We start from the raw sequence: 22299 nt of genomic DNA on the forward strand, positions 1-22299 counted from the left end.
TACAACATCCAGACTTCAGTTTTTGGAAAAATCAGGTCTGTAAAAATGGTATGTCATATATAGTGCGTATATGCAGACATTCTCTATACACACGGTATTGATACTATGGAAGAACCCTCCGAAAAACAGTACAAATATGCCTGGGGAATAGATGCAGCCATAGCTGTAATCGGGGGTAAATGGAAACCCCTGATCCTCTATGAGCTAAGGGACGGAACACTTCGTTTCAGCCAGATCCTGAGGGGAATCCAGCCGAAGATCACCCAGAGAATGCTTACCAAAGAGCTTCGCGAACTTGAGAAGGACGGCCTTATCACCCGAAAAGTCTACCCTGTCGTTCCACCGAAAGTCGAGTACTCACTAACTGAAAAAGGACTCTCGCTAATGCCTATCCTCGACGAACTCTGTCACTGGGGATACGAGCATATGGACGATGAGATCGAGTTTAAATGTGAGGAATAGACGGCAGCAGTGAAACATGATCGGGAGATCGTTATATAATAATCTCCGGATCGAATTCATATTTTACATGCAAATCACGTTGTGATTGTTATAAAAATCAGAGTTTGGACCCTTTAGATCCCCGGGCTGTTTAATTTTGTTTTGTTTGGAAATCCGGATTGAGACCATTTAGATACCTTGTCCTAGTTCCAATAAACTTTGTAGATTTTCATCATTTTTTGTGTGATGGAATCTCCGGTCATGGGGGTTTTACATGAAACAGTGCATGAAACTTTTGTTTCATGAACATTTTTACACAAACTCCGGCGCGGCGGCAATCTGCCGGACTGAAAATAACTCATGTATAAATATCCTCCTGGTCATGATCGGGAATATTATTAAGCAACTTAATCATTAAGTTACTAAATGATGGCTGTTGCTAAATCACAACCAACCGACTTCGCCGACCTGTACGAGGTATGGATGAGAATACGGAATAAAATGAATATTATGGAGAATCTTCCGCGTGATTTCGGAATCGATGAACAGCTGAAATTATCGGAGATCCATACTATTCAGGCTATAGGAAGTACGAAAGAGAATAACAACAGGATCATTGCCGATATCCTGGGAATAACACCTTCTGCCGTTTCACAGATGGTGGCGAAACTGACCCGCCGCGATCTTGTAAAAAAAGTACGCGGGCTTAGAAACGATAAGGAAGTATCCCTTGAACTTACCGAAAAAGGACGGACTGCATTTAAGTGTCACGAGAAGACCCATGCGGATGTTTACAAGAGAATTGCCGCAGGTGTCGGAACCCTGAAAAAAGAGGAACTGGAAGTGATTTCCAGGATCTTTTCTGCAATGGAATCGGTCTACGATCAGCAAATCCGCGATCTATCGGCCAATAAAAACGTCAGCGAAACGGAGCGATCCGATTGACCGCGGAAGATGCGAATGCAAAGCCCTGGCTGAGAAATCTTCCGGGTAACTTCAGTGAGATTATTCAGCTCGGATTTGCGCACATGGTCAACGACATCTATTTTCCGATACTGATGGCGCTGCAGCCGGTCCTGATCACAACTCTCGGTTACAGTTATTTCCAGGCCGCACTCCTTCCGACAATGCACAGCCTGCTTTCATCCGTCCTCCAGCCCGTCTTCGGGAGCCTCGCCGACAGGAAAGGTCTTAGGATCAGCATCATCATTTCTCTGCTGTTATCCGGCTGCGGTATCGCATTTCTCGGTCTGGTCTCCAATCACTATTATGTAATGCTAGGGTGCGTTGCCATATCGGCAATGGGTCACGCGACATTCCATCCCGGTGCGCTCTGCAAGGTTGATGCACTCGCAACGCCGGGAACCCGCGGGCGTCTCACATCTCTTTTTACCGTCGGAGGAAATCTCGGCCAGGCACTCGGTCCTATCGTCGGCGGTCTCGCCCTGTCGTACGGCGGTATATCATCGATAACGTGGCTCGTGATCCCGGCGATCGCCGGTGCACTGGTTCTCATGTTCAGGCCGATTCCCGGGGTTCATAAGAAAACCGTAGTGACTTCCGCCTCCGGCCGGGAGAACTGGAAGCCTGTCATATTCCTCTTCTCCGGTGCGACACTTCGTGCATGGGCCACCTTCGGGGCCATGACTTTTATCCCTACATTCCTTGTCCTGGAGGGCTACTCACTCATAGATGCGACTTTTTTAGTCAGTGTCATGCTTTTGGCAGGAGTTGTGGGACAACTTCTTGGCGGTTCGCTCTCCGACCGGTTAGGAAGAAAACCTGTGGTCGTTGCAACAACATTCGCGGCCGTCCCGGTTTTTGCCGCAATCCTTGTCACCCACGGCGCCCTGCTGATCCTTTTCATTATACTGTTCGGTTTCCTCCTCTGGTCCTCATTTGCGGTGACGATATCGATGGCTCATGAGCTGGTTCCCACCCAAATAGGCCTCATATCCGGTATGTTCATGGGAATCGCCATGGGCGCGGGTGGGATCGGTGTTTCGGTCTCCGGAATTATCGCCGACCATTTCGGCCTGACGACAGCGCTTGCTACATTCCCTGTAATCGTATTTTTCGCGGCCGTAATGTTCGTACTGGTCAGGTACAGCCCTGAGAAGATCAAAACGCCTGGAGATTGAATAATAAGGAAAAACTGACCTGAATCCCTTTTTCGGGTTGAAAAATTCAAAATTTTTTATATCCGCTTCCGGTCTCGATCTCGTATAATAATCCATCATCTTCATATGGAAGGGATCATATTGTAACGATATCGCCCGGGAAGGCAGCCATAGGATTTATGATCCTGTATCCTTCAAAAAATGCAATTTTTCGTATTGTAAAAATCAATATTATTCAAAATTCATGTCTTAATTGAAACAAATGTGTGGTTGAAACGAAAAACTGTTGCATCAATTTCTTAAAGTTTATCATGATCAGGGCTATTATCATTTACTGTCTAAGAATGATGGAACGATAATTATGTCATACGGGGAGCAGGAGAATTCCGGCATATCACTTCTTTATGTCGATGATGAGCCGGTTCTTCTTAATATGAGCAAATTATTTCTTGAGAAAATAGGCGGCTTTTCAGTAACAACAGCAGGGAATGCAAAAGATGCCCTTAAGCTTCTGTCGGAAAAACCCTTTGATGCAGTAGTCTCCGATTACCAGATGTCCGGTATGGACGGTATCGGACTGCTGAAATCTCTCCGGAGCTCCGGCAACAGAATCCCTTTCATTATTTTTACCGGAAAAAGCAGGGAAGAGGTTGTAATAGAGGCGTTAAACGAGGGCGCGGACTTTTATCTCCAGAAAGGCGGAGATCCTAAATCACAGTATGCCGAACTGGCGCATAAGATTAAAAGCGCAGTAAAAAGCAGAAGATCGGAAGAAGCACTTGAAAAGCGTGTGATAATGCTGACTCAGCCGCCGGCGGAAGGCAATATCGAGTTCGAGGATCTGTTCGATATCGATGAAATCCAGCGGATCCAGGACGATTTTTCAACAGGTGCCGGCGTCGCATCGATAATTACCCGGCCCGACGGAACGCCGATTACAAAACCGAGCAATTTTACGCGGCTGTGCAGCGATGTCATCCGGAAAACCGAGCACGGCTGCAAAAACTGTTATATCTCCAACGCCACGGTCGGGCGGCCTAATCCTGACGGTCCGACGGTGCAGAAGTGCTTAAGCGGCGGCCTCTGGGATGCCGGTGCGAGTATTATCGTCAATGGCAGGCACATTGCAAACTGGCTCGCCGGTCAGGTCCGAAACGAAGCCCAGACCGAAGAAAAGATGCTCGAATATGCCCGGAAGATCGGTGCTGACGAAAATGTCTTCCTCGAAGCATATTATGAAGTACCTTCAATGTCGACGGAGAGGTTTGAAAACGTTTCAAAAGCATTGTTCGCGATGGCGAATCAGCTTTCAAAATCCACGTATCATAACCTCCGGCAGGCAAGGTCAATTGCCGAACATGAAAGGACGAAGAAGGAACTTCTCCGGAAGACCGGGGAACTCAATACTGCCTATGAACAGCTTGCCGCCTCTGAAGAAGAGCTCAGGCAGAATTACGACGAACTGGTAAAAAGTGAAAAGGAGCTTCGCGAAAGCGAAGCGAAGTTCAAAACGCTTGTCGATCTTTCCCTGGACGGCATCCTGGTGGTGGATTTCTCGGGCAAAATCCTCTTTGCCAATATGGAAATCAGCCGAATTCTGGATGTAAAAGATTGCAAATCCCTGGCAGGGACAGCAAATATTATGGATTATATCGCACCCGAATCCCGTGCCGGACTTGAAAAAGATCTGGGCTGTGTTCTGCGGGGCATAGACCGGTACCCTGTCGGCTATAAGATCATAAATGAAGCGGGAAGGGAGATCTGGATCGAGTGCATAGGAAAAAAGATTCTTTTTAATGATTCGGAAGCGATGCTGGTTTTCATCTGGGACGTTACAGGCCAAAAGGAGATTGAAGAGCAGCTGAAGGAATCGGAGAATAAGTTCACTACCGTTTTTATGAACAGCCCCTTTGTATTGACTCTCATATCCGGAACCGACCAGAAATTTACGGATGTCAATGAGAAGTTCGTAAATCAAACCGGCTATTCCGTGGAGGAGACCATCGGAAAAACACCCGGGGAGCTTGGGATCTTTCAGGATAATAATGAGTATAAAGCATTGCTTGCTGCTATTAGGGAAAGAGGTGCCATTGATAATTATGAGATCAAGTGCCGCAAAAAAAACGGGGAGATAAATCTCTGCTGTTTCACATCGAGATTTATCCGGATGGGTGGAAAGCCTTTTTGCCTGGCGGTCGTGGAGGATATTACCGAACGGAAGACTGCGGAAGAGGCCGTGAGATTTGCGAACAGGAAACTAAATATTCTCTCTGATATCACACGTCACGACATCCTGAACCAGCTGATGGTGATTAAGGGTTTTCTTGAAATTGCAGAAGATCATGTCCTGGACCAGCCGGGAGCAGATTGCCTCAATTATATAAAAAAGGCCTCTTCGGCTATCCAGCGTCATATCGAATTTACACGGGAATACGAGAATCTCGGAGTCAACAAACCCGTATGGATGGATATCCGGGAATTGATCAGCGATTCCGGGAACGAGAAAGTGGTTCTTTATAACGATTGCCGGAATATCGAGGTGAATGCAGATCCTATGCTCGAGAAGGTGTTTTTGAACCTGATGGACAACACGATCCGTCATGGCGAAGCGACCGAAGTCCGGGTCGGCTGCGAAATATCCGGCGATCTGCTGAAGATATTGTGGGAGGACAACGGGACAGGTATCCCGGACTCCGATAAGGAAAGAATATTTGAAAAAGGGTTTGGAAAAACTACCGGTTTCGGACTTTTCTTATCAAGAGAGATCCTTTCGATAACGGGGATCTCCATCTGTGAAACCGGAGAAGAAGGTGTTGGGGCACGTTTTGAGATAAACGTTCCCGGAGAGCATTTCAGGGTTGTCAACAGCTGAAACGGAAAAATTGGGTATAATCATTTACGTGGCATGGCAATTATATTGCAATCCTTCATATTTTGGTCAGGTTCATTCCTTCGTCAAGTATATTCAGGAGATTTTCGACATCTGTGTCGTTTTCCATGCCGAGCATGCTGAATATACTCCCTATAAAATCCAGTAGTTCTTCAGCAGCTTTTATCAGCCTCTCTGAATAGGTGAGCAGCGATTCGAGACTGCCAAGGGGAGTTTCGGAAAAATTGAGCGCTTCAAGTTCGGGAATGTCCAGTGATCCGGTGTCGATCTCTTCAACTGATACAGCAACGGCCGGGCAGATCGCTGCCGCCGTAATTATTATCGCCACAATCAGGATGATCCCGGTTTTCATTGATTAAATAGAAGAGACTACATGAAATATATTCTTTTACCATTCTTAATAGCGGCCCGTGAATGATTGTTTCCGGATCTTCTGTCCATGGTCGGATGCAGATACACTCAGGCGGCAGGGCTATACAAAGGGAAAGAAGAATCAATAATGATTTAATATGCCTCCAAATGTTTCTCCTGGGCTGGGACCGCTGTCAGGAAAAGATCCTTCCGTCCTGATTCTCGGGAGTTTTCCGTCTGTCATCTCCCTTGAAAAGGGAGAATACTATGCAAATAAGAGGAACAATTTCTGGCATATAATGGAATCCCTTTTCGGGATAGACCGCGATCTTCCGTATGATCAAAGGATTGCCGGACTCCTGAATATGGGAATTGCCCTATGGGATGTTATATCCGGATGTTCGAGGGAGGGCAGCAGCGATTCGGGAATAAAGGATGTCGTCCCCAATGACATCCCCGGCTTCCTGCATGAAAATCCGACAATAAAATGCATTGCATTAAACGGTTTCACCGGTGCGGGGAAATGGTTTGGGAGAATTTACGGCGATCTGCCGGAATACCCGGATATTGTCGTAATGGTTCTCATGTCGACAAGTCCTGCAAATGCCGGCTACACGTATGAGGAGAAATTATCGGACTGGAAAAAAATCATCGGGTTTGCGGGAAGAAAAGATTAATTATTGTCTGCCGGGAGGCTGATGATCCAGATCGTGCCGCCATCGCTGTGGATCTCGGCTGTTCCGTTGAGCTGAAGTGATACGATGTTCCTGATGAGGTCAAGACCGATGGATTCAGTTTCACCTTCGATATATGACCGGTCGATTCCAATTCCGTTATCCGAGATTCTCATATTGAGGGTTTTGTCTTTACAGGTATAGTTAATCCGAATTTCACCCGATTTCTTTCCTTTGAATGCAAATTTCAGCGAGTTGCCTATTATTTCATTAATTACCAGGCTGAGAGGGACCGCTTTGTCGGGGCTGATCAGGCAGTCGTCACCAGTTACCTCAAAATGTATGTCGATTCCCATACTATAGTCCTGGATAAGTTTTTCTCCAAGGGTCATGAAAACAGTCCTGATATTGATCTTTGAAAGATTTCCCGACTGGGAAAGGTTATCGTAGATAATAGACATCGATATTATCCTGTTTCCCATATCCCTGAGTTTTTGTTTTGTCTCTGCATTTTCTGAATTTATGAACTGCATATCTACAAGACTTGTTATAACTGCAAGGTTGTTCTTTACCCTGTGGTGGACCTCCCTCAATAAAATGTTTTTTTCTTCAAGAGATTCGTTTAGTTCGATCTCGGTCTTCTTTAGCCTGTTATTGTAGACAAGAGAGATCAGCAGGATGGCTGCAAGAGACAATATCAGGATAACTATCGCGGTTACGAAATTTTTCGGGATGCTAACCATGTAGGATGGTTTGTTGAAAAATTCGGTTTCCGGCGGGATATTGCCGTCTTTTATATTGTATTTTTTGATATCATCGTAGTTAAGTTCAATCTTGGACGGGATATCTGTCACAACAGGGATATCATTCGGATCGGTCCCTTTTATGATTTCCATGGCCATCTGTGATGCCATTTTCCCAAGTTCATAAGCAGATTCCTGATAACCGCCGGAAACTCCCAGATCATTATACTGGTCCATTACAGTATATACCGGGATTCGATCCTGGTTCATGAGGGTCATAATGTAGCGATCGGGGTACATTTTATCCCCCTTTTCGTTCAGGACGCTATATGTGAAGAAGATTACGGCCGAATTGTCCGGGAGTTCCTGTACTTCACGGAGTATTTCCCCTGTACTCAGTTCCTGGCCTGAATACCTGATCTCTATCCTGTTTTCATATTTTTTCGTGATATTTTCGGTCTGTCTGCGGATGGTTTTCCCTGTGAATGTATCGTCGATCACAAAGTAGATCGTATTCAAATCCGGGTGCAGCCTGAGAACAAGATCTATATTCTCTTCGATGGGTATTTTCTCGATTATTCCGGTATAATTGGCAGGCAGATCATCGAGAATCGAATCATAGTCGTTTATGCCTGTAAAGACTACCGGCACTCCCGGAAACATCTCATCTCCGTATTCTCTCATAAACCTGAGTGCATTGTCATCCGATACGATAATTACCCCCGGTCTGTTGTCTCTTAGTTTGTATGAGTAAAGGTTGTAGAGGTTCCTGAAATGAGTGTCGTCAGAGATGAATTTTGAGTCCATAAACTCGGTCAGAACATAAACCCCGGGTTTTTCGCTCTCATTCAAACCGGAAATGATACCGTCATGGACTCCGTCCGCCATGAGTTTGCTCCATGAAAAATCGAAATCATATGAGTTGATATATAGAATCTGATCCGGATCGTTTTCTTCCAGGCATGAGCCGTGGCCGGGAATAATAGTCACTACTATTAACAGAAAGAAAACAGCCGCCCAGAATCTGCCCATTGATCAATCCCATCCTATAATTCTGATTATATTATTATTAAATTATTGAACTCCAAATAACTGCTATATGGATTATCAATATTGCACCGGTAATGGTTAAAAAATTATTCTAATTGATTTTCCATATATGCCGGGCACCTGTAGGTGGATCTGAAGAATCCGGATGGCAATCAGAATTTATTTTTAAGCCACGGATAAATATTAATAATCGGACTGGTTGTAAAGATGAGAACTCCTGAAAATTTAAAGAACCTGCTCTATCCTCTCCTGTCGATCGCTTTGCTGTTTGTAATCCTGATCGGGATGAAAAGTGCGGCGTATTTCATAAATATTATGCTGATATCCGTGATCCTTACTCTCCTTGGAATTCCTATTATGAAGAGGCTGAATAAGGCCGGGCTTTCCGATATTCTCTCGGTGACGATAATTATAATTATTTATATCGTCTGTATTCTGGGTTTTGTATTCCTGATCTATGAATCCCTGTACGTTTTCATATCAAGACTGCCGGAATACGAATACCTTCTGACAGAGAGACTCTCGGAGTTGCTGGATATTTTAGCCAGGTTCAATATTTCAGGAGATATGGTTGCATCTGTTCTGAAACCTGACTGGAATGCAATTTCAAAGATGCTTCTTGAGGTCGTCGCAGGAGGATCGATGCTTGCCATGGATCTCTTCTTTATTCTTGTAATAACGTGCTTTGCTCTCCTTGAAGTGCACAAAATGCCGGGAAGGATTGAAAAAGTTTACGGGGAAGGCTCGGGTAAGGTCGAGAATGTAAAAGTCATTATCTCTAATATCATCAAATGGCTCGTCGTAAAGACCAAGACGAATGTGGTTCTCGGGGCGTCGTTCGGGGGAATGCTGTATATTCTCGGGATCGATATGGCGGTCTTCTGGGGTCTTATGGCGATTATTTTAAGCTACATCCCGTATGTCGGCCTGATAATAGTCTCAATCCCCGCGATATTTCTCGCCTGGCTTCAGCTCGGGGTATGGGGTGCGGTCGTAGTGATTGTAGGCATCTGCATAATTAATGCGGTGGTCGAAAATTTCGTATTCTCCAAATTTGCAGCAGACAGTTTCCAGATCCCGCCGTTGATCGTTATCGTAACGATCATCCTGTGGTCGTGGATTTTAGGTCCTGTGGGACTGTTTCTCTCGGTTCCGTTCACTGTAATAATTATCGCTCTCCTGCAGGGAAGTCCGGACACGAGATGGATAACTACCCTGCTTGGATTCGACGATCCGGGGCAGGTTGAGGAAGAATAATTTTTAATTTTTTTTCATCTTTTATAGCAGGCAACCCCTCGCCGCGGGCCGCCCTGCAGACCCGCGGATCGGCCCCGACCTCGGGGCCTCTTCGTGGCGATATGCCGCTCAGGGGATAGACGGGTATCCCCTGAGCCGAGAGATGTCATAAGCTCATGGCATGTTCTGAATGGCTTTTTTCAGAAGGAAATCTCGTTCTATACCTTGGGATGTGTGGATGCTGAATCTTGATATATGAAAATAATTTTGGGATATTGCAACCCCGACACCTCAATAAAATCTAAATATCTTCAGGAAAACATTACATCATTTCCCGGAGGTGTAAAAATGGGATACCGTTGGAGAAACAAACAGGAAGTTGATGAGGCCGTCGTCGTCGTAATGAACTCTCTTGACAGCGAAGGCACTTTAAAGGGATGGCTTGTCCGGACATTGAAACAGTCGATTGCAGATTCGGACGCGGCACTGGGCACATATTTCTACGAAGAGATAAAGGCCCATGCTCCTGCGGCGCTGAAGTATTTTGAAGTCGTGGAGGGGTGATTCTCAGGAGATCTATGCGAGTTCACAAATGATGTTTTGACACCTGATCGGTGTTCATCAAAAATCCTTTTTTCGGGCTTTGATTTATTTCTATGCGTTTATGATGATTTAACATGAAAATCACGTTGTTATCTACATGAAACAGTGTATGAATCCTTTATTTCATGAACGTTTTTGAGAAATCTCTATTACGATTTCCGGCATAGAAAGTAAATATCATAAGTTTGTCCGGGAGGTTATGCAGTTGAGCGATAATTATGTCAGCATACGTGAAGATGTCTTGAGAAAACTTGAGCGCGAGCTGCCTTACCTCCAGAAGGAGTTCGACATTGAAACGATAGGGATCTTCGGATCCGTGAGCCGGGGGGAGGATACGCCTGAAAGCGATATCGATGTACTTTATACATTTAGGCACGGTGCTATCGGAATCCGGAAGTTTCTGGATCTTTTCGAATATCTTGAAAATCTGTTAGGAAGGAGGGTCGAACTTGTCTTGGAGAAGTATCTTAGTCCTTATATCAGACCTTACGTTTTGGCGGATGTTGTAATGTATAGTGCAGGCATTCCTGTACGGGTGTGATATTTACCTGCTAAACTGAGCAATTTTAATTTGCATTTCTCAGAGATGCAAAAATTGCTTAAACCATAATTTCTCCGAATTGGATTTCAAATCAAATTTAAATTCTGAAATATGAATTTATTTAACTTGCAGATCTCAAAATATCTGTTGATGATTCATGAACCCCAATCCTTTCAGTTAGCCTTTCTGACTGTAGAAGCATGAAGGGTTGTTCCGTGTCGACAGTATCAGACATTCTCAAACCGGGACAATTTGTCACGGTTTGGTTTTCCCCTATGAATCACCATTTAAAAACTTACAGGATCTTTTCTTCTTTTTTTCCTTCATTGACAAAATTTTCTCTTCCCGGTCATTGCCCCATGCATCAGGGACTATTTGTACTCTTCAGGTTTCCTGATGATTGTTACTTTCTTTTGGGATGGTTTTGTCAATTTGAGAGCTTTTTGAGTAATCTAAAGGAGATATCAAATTATGAGATAATTTTTAGTTTCATATAAGCTAATTTTCAAATTCAATAGTTTATTTATATAAATAAATACAATTTTCTGATATCTATAAGATAAACTAGGAAATTGTAATGAATCCGGAAGCATCCGTTCCCCGAATTGAGGAACTCACCGTAAAAAATTATCGTACATTACGTGATCTTGAATTGAAGTCACTTACCCCTTTTACGGTTTTTCTTGGCCCTAACGGGAGCGGCAAATCAACAATCTTTGATGTTTTCGCTTTTTTATCAGAGTGTTTTCAGTCCGGCTTAAAAGGTGCATGGAATAAGCGTGGGAGGTTTAAGGAGCTTAGATCAAGGGGTGTTGGTAAAGACGAAAAAATAGTAATAGAACTGAAATACCGTGAGGCGAAAAATTTTCCTTTGATTACTTATCATCTGGAAATTGCAGAGGACGATAGAGGATTCCCGGTTGTGAGTGAGGAGTGGCTTCAATGGAGACGTGGTTCAAAAGGAAAACCGTTCAAATTTTTAGATTTTCATAATGGCGAGGGTTATGTTCTTAGCGGTGATAATCCGGATAAGTCTGCCGAACGTGTTAAAGAGCGATTGTCCAGTCCGGATATGCTTGCTGTAAGTACACTGGGCCAGTTTGCGAAGCACCCCCGTGTGAATGCTCTTCGACGATTTATTACTGACTGGAACCTTTCTTACCTTTCGGTGAACGATACTCGCGGCACGCCTGATGCCGGACCTGAAGAACGGTTATCTGCTTCAGGGGATAATCTGGCGAATGTCATTCAATATCTTTCTGAGAGTGAACCTGGGATTTTAAAGGATATTCTTCAAAAACTAGCAATACGCGTTCCACGTCTGGAATCTGTGAGGTCAGAGTTTCTGGCAGATGGAAGACTTTGTCTGATGATTAAAGATGCACCATTTAAAGATCCTGTTTTATCTAAATATGCATCTGATGGGACACTCAGACTATTGGCATATCTGGTTTTGTTGTATACTCCTAATTCACCACAGATGATTGGTATTGAAGAACCGGAAAATCAATTGCACCCTCGTCTTCTGCCGGGTCTTGCAGAGGAGTTTAGAATTGCATCCTCCTATACGCAGATTTTTGTGACAACTCATTCTCCATATTTTGTAGATTCGTTATATCCTGATGAGGTGCGTGTTTTGTACCGTGATGAAGATGGGTTTACATGTGTGGTTCGTGTCTCTGATATGGAGGCTGCAATGGCATTTTATCAGGAAGGAGCTTTGATTGGCTCTTTATGGATGGAAGGGGTATTAACAGCGGGTGATCCACTGGTGAATCAGGGAGTACCCGGGAGAACAATCCAAACGCGTCTTCCTATGGAGTAATTCTTTTTGACTGCTATCGATTTTTTTACAGAGGAAGAGTCTGCCAAAATTACTTTGGGTACTATTTTACCTCAGATTCTACCTAACGGCACTGAATGTAATGTGTTTTCATTTCGCGGGAAAAAAGATATGCTTGGAAAACTGCCGAATCGTCTCCGTGCATATCATCATGAGCCACTGTCTTCTCATAAGATTGTAGTCCTAATAGATAGTGATCATCAGGATTGCACTGAGCTAAAATTTAAATTGGAACAGATTGTTGCTAATGCCGGTCTTGTTACAAAAACCACCGATTGTAAATCTTTTCGCGTTGTTAACCGCATCGTTGTTGAAGAGCTCGAAGCATGGTTTTTTGGAGATATACATGCTTTATCTTCCGCATATTCATCTGTTCCCAAAAGTCTCTGCGCAAAGAAGGGTTATGAATTCCCTGATAAAATTCATGATCCGTCAGAAAAATTGTCCCATCTTTTAAAGAAGGAGTATTCAGGAAAAATGCCAAAACTGGAGGTTGCAGGCAGAATTTCACGGCATATGATTGCAGAAAGAAATATTTCTCTTAGTTTTCGGGAATTTTGTGACGGAGTCTGTGCATGTGTCGGACAACCTGGTCTATTCCGATAAAATACAATTTTTCAATCCTGGTTTTTCATTGTGGTAAATTTTGTTTTGACATCTCTAAACCTTCCTGCCGAGAATAATCATAAGTGGATATTCCTTGAGCCAAGCTCTCACAACAATGTAAATCCTTGAAATCTGGGCGGAGTTCATGAGCATGCGAAGTGAGTATTGCGCAGGGTTTGCTGAAGACTGGGATTTGATCTTATGCTGAAGATTCTATGTTCTCAATCTTCCTGGTCGCGGCTTCATAGATCCGGGAATTTTTGTAATCTTCAGGGTTTCCAATGAGGTTTTCTTTTTTGTAAAATTTTTCATCAATTGCAACACATTTTTTGTTGGGATAGTCGGCGATCTCTCTTTACTCGTGGAGTGGAGGGGTTCCAAATTTGCAATCTCTAATGAAAGGATTCAGATTAGAATGACGATTTCAGAAAAAGGTGAATCCTTCACTTCAGACAATATTGAATATATGTTCCTCAAGCCCGGCTTTCTCTTTCTCGATCTTTTCAAGAAGTTTATGATAGACATTCGGAAAGACAAGCCCTTTTTCCTTCATGCTCGAATAATCAGCCTCCTCCTTTATCATAATAGAAAGCCGGAAATAGTAGTCCTCGATATCTTTTGAAAGCCCGGGGTACCTTGCGGCAATTTCCGCGATTCTCTTCTCCGACCGCTCCGAGATCCTGTGCAGTTCATTTCCGGCCTCTTCCAGCATTTTTTCAGGGAAATCCAGTTCGGAAGTGATAATGTCCATGGCACCCTCCACCTCCGCGGCCGCAGAACTCAATACAATATATTTCTGGTATTCGGCTGTAAGTATGAACTTTCGCAGGTTTTTGGCAAAATGGGAATTCTTAAATGTCCCCGAGAGGACGGCTGCTGTTTTCATAGAGATCCTGTATTCCGGGGAATCAGGTTTGAGAATATCACGCGGGGGTACAATTCCTGCCGTTACATCGTCCAGCCTGAGATTGATGAAATGCCTCATCTCGTCAAGAACGATCTCGGAGATATAACCGCCTTCATAAAACTCCTCATAGAAACTCCTCTCAACCATAATCAGCCGAATCCACAGGAATTTCTTTAAAACTTCGGCATCCGGGAGAATATCCCGGTAAATTTCCTGTATGCTGTTCCGGGCATCTGCAATCTCACGGGAATACTCATCCCTGATCCTGCCGGCGATCACTGGTTCCACCTTATTCCGTGCTTCAAGTCTGTCGAGAATTTTAAGACCGGCGGTCTTTGCATGGATGATTCCGCTGTAATATTCGTATAACGCGATATTGCTCGGCCGGTCGAGACCAAGTTTCGCTGTAAGCGGTTTTGTCGTCGTCCCCTCGACGATAACGGTAAACAGGACGACCCCTACTGTCATCATCACGATCTCGTCCCTGTACGGCATATTCTCGCTGATCGAGAGCGCAAGTGCGAGTGCAACGGCACCGCGGAGCCCTCCCCATAAAAGTGCATGCTGGTAATTTAGCGGGATGTAACCCCTGCCTTTGAAGAGATTCATGACACCCGAAAGGATATAGACCACCGCGGCTCTCGATATGAAAACCGCGACCAGTGCGACAGGAATCAGGAGCAGGAGTTCGGTTTCGGAGCTGTAAACCGCCAGTATGTTGGCGGTTGTAATTCCAATCAGGAGAAATATGAGGCTGTTTGCAAGATATGCGAAAAAGTCCTGGAAATCCGACAGTCCATTGCGTTCCTCCTTCTTCAGCCAGATCGAGGAGAACCAGCCGACAATGAGTCCTGCCGTAAGCACCGCAATTATTCCGGACACCTGGAATAGCGAGTCCGCAATGAGATAGGAGGCATATGCGATTATCATCGTTATAACGGACGATATGACTGCATCCTTCCCGGACAGTGCAATGAGACTTCCGATAAGGATGCCTGTGAAAATTCCCGTGAGGATTCCGCCGAAGAAGCTCCAGAATATCCATTCCGTTCCGTAGACAACCGTATAGAGATCGAACGTTCCCACACTAATTATCCCGAGAACAAGGCTGAACGTGACAAGGGCCGATGCATCGTTGAATACGCTTTCGCCTTCGAGAATAGTCGTAAGTCTTGCAGGAACTCCTATGTTTTTGAAGAGCGCTATGACCGAGACAGGGTCGGTTGCCGAGATCAGGGCCCCGAAGAGCATCGCATATATCAGCGGCACCGGGGTTGCATATCCGACTATAAAGCCGACAATCAGTGCCGAGAAGATGACTCCGGGAATTGCAAGAATTAGTATCGGTGCAATAGTCTCGGACATCAGCCTCTTGTTGATATGAAAGGCAGCTTCGAAGACGATGGGCGGCAGAAAGAGAAAGAGTATAATTTCTGATGATAGTATGAAATCAAAGAGGTTTTCGATTCCTGAAATGTTCCGGGATATCGCCGTAATTACAAAACCTGCCAGGAACAGGCCGATTGTATAGGGCACTTTTATCTTTTTGAATAGTATTCCTGCGAAGATTGCGATGAAAAGCAGGAGAAGTATTATCGATATAATACTCTCTACATCTGTTCCCGTCATAATCGTCACTCAAAAATTATTCTCTTCTAAATAATTCGGTTTCCTGTTGATAATGATTCCTGACCGGGAATTCTCCGGTCATTCCCTGCCTGAAAAGTTATTGGCGGTATCCTGAAAGGAGGATTTTTCTATAAGCTGTAAAATAATATGAACCGATGGACCCGTTGCCCGTTGTTAATGCTTAATTCCAGATCGCTCTCCTTCTTCTCGTCGCCGTCGGCGAGATGGCCATGGTCATAGCGCTTGTAGGCCTTTCGATGGGAATAATCGGGCAGGATGCGTTCATATCGATTATTATGGCCAGCCTGATCTGCACGATAATTACACCGTTCCTGCTGAAAGACCGGCTTTTCAGGGAGAAGCACGAGTGCCCGGAGGAAAGCCGGTGATATCCTTATGCTTTTTCAGGACAGATCTGTCAGGGGAACTCACACAAAATGGCCGGCACAACAGATCAAAAATCAGTTTTTACCAGGTATTCTACCTTAATCCTGGGGCTGTTTTTTATGGGCCTCGGCATAAGCCTGATTACAAAATCGTATCTCGGGACGTCACCGATTTCAAGCGTCCCTTATGTTCTCTGTCTGGTATTCCCTGTAACTTTCGGTGAATTTGCATTCCTCCTGGGGGTATTCTTTCTTCTTATAGAGGTAATAATCCTGGGAAAGAATTTTCCGAAGATCCAGTCTCTCCAGGTATTCGTCGGGCTCATCCTCGGGTTTTTCATCGATCTCGGGATGTTGATCTTTTATTTTGTCGATCCGGTATTTTACCCGGCGAAAATTATCACGCTCCTTGCGGGATGCGTCGTTCTTGCACTCGGAGTCTACCTCGAGATAACATCCGGCACTTTTGTCTATCCGGGCGACGCAGTTGTCAGGATAATCGCGGAAAAAGCGGGGAAAAGGTTTGGAACGGTCAAAGTCGCATTCGATACGACGCTCTGCTGCACCGCGGGAGCGATTTCGTTTTTTTTCTTCGGAACACTGAAAGGTCTTGGGGAGGGAACACTCATCTCCGCACTGCTTGTAGGGTACATAATAACGGCGATAAGCGCCTTGTTTGTATTTTTCAGTCCCCTGCGTTATCGTTTCCAGCGGGACAACTGATCTTTCATAATGTTTCTTCTTTGCCAACTGATCACCGGAGGACTTCAGACCCGTACCCTTTTTTTCCGGTTTCTCTCGTTACAACTGAGAAAATACCCTTTTGGCGTGAATAAAGGTATAGTTTATCTAATCTTAGTGCCCATTAGTTAGTGGAGACCGTTTATGGAAACCAGTAAGTTGTATGTCGGCAATCTGACATACTCGGTAACTGAAAAACAGTTGGAAGAATTGTTTTCTCAATATGGCGACGTTAAAAGCGTTAGAATTATTGAACGTAAAGGATTTGGATTCGTTGAGATGGGCTCGGCCGAAGAGGCCGAGAAGGCAATGGCCGCCCTTAATGAAACAGAGTATGAAGGACGCACGATGCGGATTGATGAAGCCCGCCCGCCGCGCCCGAGAAGCGATTTCAACAGAAGATATTAATTCTCCTGAAAATCTTTTTTTTATCCGGATTATTTGACGCACACCGGATTCTTGTCCTGCAAATCCGTCAAAGATATGGTTCCAAAGAACGATACTATTCTGTGACCTCTGAAAGGTATCCCGTAGTACTTGTTCACGGCTGGAAGAGCGGCCCGGAGATCTGGAAAGATCTTGCAGGAAAGCTCGAAGATGAATCGATACCTTACTGGAATTTCAGTTTTACCGGAATGGAGAAATCAGAGCCCGTCGCGATCGCAGTGGCTCTCCGCGATTATATCCGGGATACCCGGAGGAGACTCGGTTACTATGATTATATCGATATCGTCTGCCATTCAACCGGCAGCTTCATCGTCAGGTACATGCTTGAGGTGATCGACGGCGTATCGAGAGAGGAGAAGGTCAGGTCTTTCATCGGCATAGGTCCTGCAAGCAACGGTTCGTCGATGGCAGAGCTCTTCAACGATCCCGTCCACGGCCCGGAGGTCCTGAGGAACCTCGAGGGCGTGTTCGTTCCAAGAAAATACAAACCGGAAGAAGACCTGATCGTGCAGGGCCTTCGTCCGGGAAGCCCGGAGAATATGGAGATCCGTGCGTCGGGCACACGTGACGATATCATGTACAGGGTGATCGTATCTTCCAATGAAGAATGCTGTCCTGTGTTTTTCCCCCCGTTCAGCGGAAGAACCTGGGTATTCGGTGAAGACGGCTCATGGGATACGACGTTCCGGGGCGACGGCGTCGTCGCCCATGTGGATTCGTTCATACCCGGCGCAGGGGCGGATATTATTCCTAAGGACCGGGAGAGGTTCGGCTCGGGGCCTTTCCGCTACTGTCACATCATGTTACCGAAGAATAAAGAGGTAATCGAGAGGATCATGGAGTATCTCACCGATCCTGATACGGAGCCGGAGTTCTTCTGCTGATATGGTGAAAAGTCCGGGTTCAGCTGCCGACTGATTCCATATCCCTGATAAGATCTGCGAGGGCCTTCTTTTTTGCAGGGTTCTTCTCCTTAATAATTGCCACGGAGATTACCGGGATTATCGTTTTTCCTCTTTTTTTGAGTGCTGAGTTCGCAACCGCCACGATCTCCGGGTCGGTGTCGAAGAGCGAGTGAAGAAGCGGCCGGACGGCACTGATATCATCGATGCCTGCAAAGACTTTGGTCGCTCCCATTCTGTTTTCGGGGTCCGTATCTTCGAGCAGTTGGGAGATCATGTCGATTGCATCCTCACCTTTTAACTGGAGCTCTATCCATCTCTTTTCCTTAACGAGGGTTGCAATCTCCTCCTCTTTCGATATCTCTCTTATAAGGAATTTAAGAGCCTCCCGTCTTGCAGGATTTGGGGTCTCCCTGCAGATCTTTTCCAGTTCCGGAATCGCTTCGCCGCCGGTATTCAGCAGGCCGTGCCGTGCGGTAACCGCGATCCTCTCGTCATTATCGAAGAGCATCTCAGCTAGAGGGCAGACTGCCTCTTCTCCCCCGATTTTTGAGATCACCGAGATCATCTGTCTCTTTGTTTCCGGATCGGCGGAGCCCGTCCTTTCGGAGATATATTTGATCGCCACCGGTCCTGACCCGGCAAGTGCGTTCCAGTCCCCTGTCTCTATAGATTTTTTAATGAGATCTTTCTGGTCGATCTCCCGGATTATCGATTCGATCTCTCTTTGCCGCCCGGCATCTTTTTCCTTCGAAGCGATCTCCGTTAGCGCCGGAACCGCGTTCCTGCCCATGTCAAGGATCCCCTGCCTTGCAGTCCGGGAGATCTCTTCATCGATATCGAAGACCGCTTTTGAAAGGGATGGCATGGCCTTCGTTCTGCCGATCCTGATCAGGGTCTTCAGTGCATCCGTCCTCTTTTTGGAGTAGGGGTTTCCGATAATCTGTGAGAGGGGTTCGAGTGCATAATCTCCCGACTTCTCAAGTTCGTCCCATCTTCCCTTTGCCGCATAATACCACGCGATGTCACTACTGTCGGCCGGTATGAACTGCATCTTGTCCATGGTCGCTGCAATTCTCTCCCTGAACTGGTCGCTGCCGTTCCCTTTCAGCTCTTTGAGGAGGATCGGTTGTGCCGCTTTTCCGTAACCGACAAGCGAATCGGATGCAAGATCCGCGAGCGTATCCTCGGAATAGTTCAGGACCGATACCAGGGGGCCGATCGCCCTTTCGTCTTTGATCTTTGCAAGAAGGCGGACTGCCAGGGTCTTTACCCCGGGATCCGCATCGGCGAGTGCGGAATGAAGTGCGTCGGGAATTCTTTTGTCGTTCGAATCCTTTGTGAATGCGAGTATGAGTGCCTTCCTGACCTCAGGGTTCTTCTCGCTCTTGATCCTGTCGTATACGGCATTCACCGCCTCCGGGTCTTTGCTCTTCAGGATGGTCTTTGCAATGACGACCCTCATTTCGGTCCGGCCATAGTTAAGTGTCCTGATCATCCCCCTGATTCCCGGTTTTCCGATTTTGATAAGGATTTCAGCAATTTTTGCCTGGAATTCCGGTTCGGCGTTGTTCATGAAGCTGAGAAGGGGCTCGACGGCAGGCTCGCCGATCTTTATAATTTTTGCAGTCGAAGATGATTCTGTTGCAGGATCGCTGCTCTTCAGGCCGACGATAAGCATGGAGACCTCCATTGCAGCTTTCTTCTTGAGTGCGAGCTCCTTTTTGATCAGGTCGTCGATCTCGTTCTGGGTGAGCTGCTTCTTGATGTCCTTCGCGGCATTCTCTTCCTTCTCCGAGGATGCCCTTTTGATGAGATCGTCGATCTCGTCCTGGTTGAGCTTTTTGCCAAGCAGTTCCGTAGTATTTTTATTGCTTACATAGGCCGAACGGTGGATGAGTTCGTCGATCTCATCCTGCGAGAGTTTCTTCCCGAGGACTTTTGAAGTATCTCCTTTCTTTGCCTTGAGGCCCCTGATCAGATCTTCGATCTCGTTCTGCGAGAGCTTCTTCCCGAGGATCTCCATTGTCGCGGAGTCGTCCGCACCGATTAAGCGGTCGAGAAGGCTGTCGATCTCCTTTAGCGACAGCTTCCTCTTCAGCAGGTCGGCAGTCTCCCTGCTGTACTCGCGAATCCTGTCCTTCTCCTTCTTGATCTCTCTCTTTCTGTATACTTCGAGGATCTCCGATGCATTTCGCCGGACCTCCTCGTCGTCGTCGGCGAGGAATCTTTTGACGACGGGAACGATCTTTAAATCCTGGAGTCTTGAGAGAACGCTGAGCATTCCCAGCTTCTCCATCTTGGTCCCCTGGATGCTGACCCTCTGGATCTCGTTCATCAGGAAGTTGAACATGAAGCCGCTGATGCGGACAAGGGCATCCATTGCCTCAATCCTGACGTTGTACTCGGAATCGTTCAGGGCCTTGGTCCCGAAAGGAATTCCGGACGGATCGCTGATCCCGCCGAGAGCCCTGAGAGATGCTATCCTGACATCCGGATCATTGTGTGATACGAGATTTTCGATGAAGGGAAGGGCGATGTTCCCCATCTTTGCGACCGATTCGGAACACTCGTTGCGTACGTTCTCGTCGGGGTCTGCAAAGTGCCTGACAAGAACTGGCAGCGTTCCTTTATCACGGATCTTTCCGAGGGCATAGGCAGAAGCCCTTCTGACCTCGTGATGCTCGTCTTCGATTGTCTTTACGAGCGATTCGATGGCATCTTTCGCGTACAGGTCGCCGAGCGATTCGATGGCGACGGTCTTCACGTTCTCCTTTTCGTCGTTCAGGAGAAGGATCATGATCGGGATGGCTCTCTTCCCGTGCCCTTTGAGATTTTCGATAGCCGTTATTCTTATGATGTCGTCTTCGCCGGAAAGAGAGGCAGAGAACCTTTCAGCCATCTCCTGGTTATAGCCGTTCTCAATGAAAGCGTGATGCCAGTAATCCCTGGAATTATATTCCCTGATCTCGTTCTCTGATGCCGAATCGCTTCCTGTTTTTTCCGCGGATTCCTTTTCGTTGGTGCTGAAATATTCAAGGGCCTCCTGTATTCCTTCACTGATCTCAGGTGAGGATTTGTTTTCTGCCTGCCTGAGGGCCTCATATGCCGGTTTCCCCATGGAATACAGGACCTTTACGGAATTTTTTCTTATATTGTGATCCGTATCGCCGAGACTTTCGATGAGGGGAGTGAGTGCCGTCCGGCCCATCAGTTCGATCTCCCTTAAGTCGCCCTGGAGGATAAGCGCCCTGACCTTTTCGTTGTAGCTTGCTGGTCTCCATCCGGCTTTTCGGAGTGCCCATGAGGTCTCCACCCGGACGTCGTAATCGCGGTCGTACATGGCGCCGGCAAGATAATTCATGAGTTCCGGGTCACGGGTTTCGGCGACTGCATCGATCGCAGCCAGTCTGACTTTTTTATCGGGATCTCCCAGAATTGAAAGGAGAATTTTTTTGGATTCATTTCCTTTCGTCCCTGCCAGAATCCCGGCGAGTTTTATTCGCACTTCGGAATCGGGATTATTTAGCCCGAATTTTACCGCTTCAAGTGCGAACGGCCCTGACTTTCCCAGTTTGTCCCAGTCTTCGTCGGCCATATAGAAGAAGGCCATCTCGACAGGGTTGACCGAAGTCCAGTTCAGTTTTTTCAGCGATTCTGCTGCCTGTTTCCTGACTTCGCGTTCGTCGTCCTTAAGCATATACAAGAGCATGTTGACGAAATCGGCCTTCGGGTTATGGATATAGCCGATGGATATGGCGGCGCCTTTTCTGGCTTCGGGTGTCCCGTCCCTGATCATCTTTGAAAGAGGAGTTGTAATCTTCCCGCCGTTGCCTATGATGTATGCGATTGTTCTTGCAGCACCGTCCCTTGCATTTTTCTTTCCCGAGGCAAGAAGTTTCAGAAAAGTATCGATATCTCCTTCGCTGTATGTGCCGAGGATCTCTGCGGCGCCGTCCCGGATATCAGGATTTTCGCTGTTCAGGATATTTAAAAGCTGCAGGGATGCGGGTTTCCCGATCTTTTTCAGTCCTTCGATCGCAGATCTTCGCTCTCGTTTGTTTCCGGATTCCAAAAGATTCAGGAGTTCGGCGGTGTTTTCGTTCACAATTTATTTAATCTATATATGAATGGTGTCATTATACTTTTGATTGAAATCAGGATGCTATTGTTTCCTAAAGAAGAGATC

The 22299-nt window shown here is 46.1% G+C and carries 18 protein-coding genes; 14 read left to right on the plus strand and 4 right to left on the minus strand.

Annotation, left to right across the window (positions count from 1 at the left end):
• Positions 1-105 precede the first annotated feature (105 nt).
• The 4 genes from MPET_RS05855 (at position 106) to MPET_RS14455 (ending at position 5433) form a co-directional block, all read left to right on the plus strand.
• Positions 106-462, plus strand: coding sequence for a winged helix-turn-helix transcriptional regulator (locus MPET_RS05855; RefSeq protein ID WP_013329091.1), 357 nt, complete (start codon positions 106-108; stop codon positions 460-462).
• A gap of 405 nt (positions 463-867) precedes the next feature.
• Positions 868-1386: a MarR family winged helix-turn-helix transcriptional regulator gene (locus tag MPET_RS05860; RefSeq protein ID WP_013329092.1), complete on the plus strand. Its 519-nt coding sequence runs from the start codon at positions 868-870 to the stop codon at positions 1384-1386.
• A complete protein-coding gene (locus MPET_RS05865) occupies positions 1383-2582 on the plus strand; it encodes an MFS transporter (protein WP_013329093.1) in 1200 nt (399 codons plus the stop codon). The genes MPET_RS05860 and MPET_RS05865 overlap by 4 nt, the downstream gene beginning before the upstream one ends.
• Positions 2583-2922: 340 nt before the next feature.
• Positions 2923-5433 carry a PocR ligand-binding domain-containing protein gene (locus MPET_RS14455; RefSeq protein ID WP_013329094.1) on the plus strand — a complete coding sequence of 837 codons (2511 nt, stop codon included), beginning with the start codon at positions 2923-2925 and terminating at the stop codon, positions 5431-5433.
• Between the two features lie 55 nt (positions 5434-5488).
• On the opposite strand, the gene MPET_RS05880 is transcribed toward MPET_RS14455, so the two are convergent.
• Positions 5489-5803 (minus strand): hypothetical protein, encoded by a 315-nt coding sequence (locus tag MPET_RS05880; protein WP_013329095.1) that lies wholly within the window; start codon positions 5801-5803, stop codon positions 5489-5491.
• Positions 5804-5960: 157 nt separating this feature from the next.
• Between MPET_RS05880 and MPET_RS05885 the strand changes: the two genes are divergently transcribed.
• Positions 5961-6479: a DNA-deoxyinosine glycosylase gene (locus MPET_RS05885; RefSeq protein WP_013329096.1), complete on the plus strand. Its 519-nt coding sequence runs from the start codon at positions 5961-5963 to the stop codon at positions 6477-6479.
• Here the strand turns inward: MPET_RS05885 and MPET_RS05890 are convergent.
• On the minus strand, positions 6476-8251 hold the full coding sequence (locus MPET_RS05890) for an ABC transporter substrate binding protein (protein ID WP_013329097.1): 1776 nt from the start codon (positions 8249-8251) through the stop codon (positions 6476-6478). The two genes, MPET_RS05885 and MPET_RS05890, sit on opposite strands and share 4 nt — an antisense overlap.
• A gap of 225 nt (positions 8252-8476) precedes the next feature.
• Here MPET_RS05890 and MPET_RS05895 point away from each other — a divergent pair, with 225 nt between their 5' ends.
• The 5 genes from MPET_RS05895 (at position 8477) to MPET_RS05915 (ending at position 13098) form a co-directional block, all read left to right on the plus strand.
• Positions 8477-9526 (plus strand): AI-2E family transporter, encoded by a 1050-nt coding sequence (locus MPET_RS05895; protein WP_013329098.1) that lies wholly within the window; start codon positions 8477-8479, stop codon positions 9524-9526.
• Positions 9527-9853: 327 nt separating this feature from the next.
• Positions 9854-10069 carry a hypothetical protein gene (locus MPET_RS05900; RefSeq protein WP_013329099.1) on the plus strand — a complete coding sequence of 72 codons (216 nt, stop codon included), beginning with the start codon at positions 9854-9856 and terminating at the stop codon, positions 10067-10069.
• Positions 10070-10307: 238 nt separating this feature from the next.
• Positions 10308-10649, plus strand: coding sequence for a nucleotidyltransferase family protein (locus tag MPET_RS05905; protein ID WP_048130693.1), 342 nt, complete (start codon positions 10308-10310; stop codon positions 10647-10649).
• A 577-nt stretch (positions 10650-11226) separates the two neighbouring features.
• A complete protein-coding gene (locus MPET_RS05910; protein ID WP_013329101.1) occupies positions 11227-12474 on the plus strand; it encodes an AAA family ATPase in 1248 nt (415 codons plus the stop codon).
• Positions 12475-12480: 6 nt separating this feature from the next.
• Positions 12481-13098 (plus strand): DUF4276 family protein, encoded by a 618-nt coding sequence (locus MPET_RS05915; protein WP_013329102.1) that lies wholly within the window; start codon positions 12481-12483, stop codon positions 13096-13098.
• Between the two features lie 448 nt (positions 13099-13546).
• Here the strand turns inward: MPET_RS05915 and MPET_RS05920 are convergent, their stop codons facing one another.
• The gene (locus tag MPET_RS05920; RefSeq protein ID WP_013329103.1) at positions 13547-15634 is read right to left on the minus strand and encodes a cation:proton antiporter; all 2088 of its coding nucleotides are present in this window, start codon (positions 15632-15634) and stop codon (positions 13547-13549) included.
• Positions 15635-15858: 224 nt separating this feature from the next.
• Here MPET_RS05920 and MPET_RS15305 point away from each other — a divergent pair, with 224 nt between their 5' ends.
• The 4 genes from MPET_RS15305 to MPET_RS05935 all read left to right on the plus strand — a co-directional run bounded on the left by MPET_RS15305 (position 15859) and on the right by MPET_RS05935 (position 18092).
• Complete coding sequence (locus tag MPET_RS15305; protein ID WP_187287588.1) at positions 15859-16023, plus strand: hypothetical protein; 165 nt, start codon at positions 15859-15861, stop codon at positions 16021-16023.
• Between the two features lie 48 nt (positions 16024-16071).
• Positions 16072-16743, plus strand: a complete 672-nt coding sequence (locus MPET_RS05925) for a YczE/YyaS/YitT family protein (protein WP_013329104.1) — start codon at positions 16072-16074, stop codon at positions 16741-16743.
• A 162-nt stretch (positions 16744-16905) separates the two neighbouring features.
• On the plus strand, positions 16906-17169 hold the full coding sequence (locus MPET_RS05930; protein WP_013329105.1) for an RNA recognition motif domain-containing protein: 264 nt from the start codon (positions 16906-16908) through the stop codon (positions 17167-17169).
• 101 nt (positions 17170-17270) lie between these two features.
• Complete coding sequence (locus MPET_RS05935; protein WP_013329106.1) at positions 17271-18092, plus strand: esterase/lipase family protein; 822 nt, start codon at positions 17271-17273, stop codon at positions 18090-18092.
• Positions 18093-18111: 19 nt separating this feature from the next.
• On the opposite strand, the gene MPET_RS05940 is transcribed toward MPET_RS05935, so the two are convergent.
• Positions 18112-22218, minus strand: a complete 4107-nt coding sequence (locus tag MPET_RS05940; protein WP_013329107.1) for a HEAT repeat domain-containing protein — start codon at positions 22216-22218, stop codon at positions 18112-18114.
• Positions 22219-22299: the final 81 nt, after the last annotated feature.

The organism is Methanolacinia petrolearia DSM 11571, assembly GCF_000147875.1.
In the GTDB taxonomy this organism is placed as follows: domain Archaea; phylum Halobacteriota; class Methanomicrobia; order Methanomicrobiales; family Methanomicrobiaceae; genus Methanolacinia; species Methanolacinia petrolearia.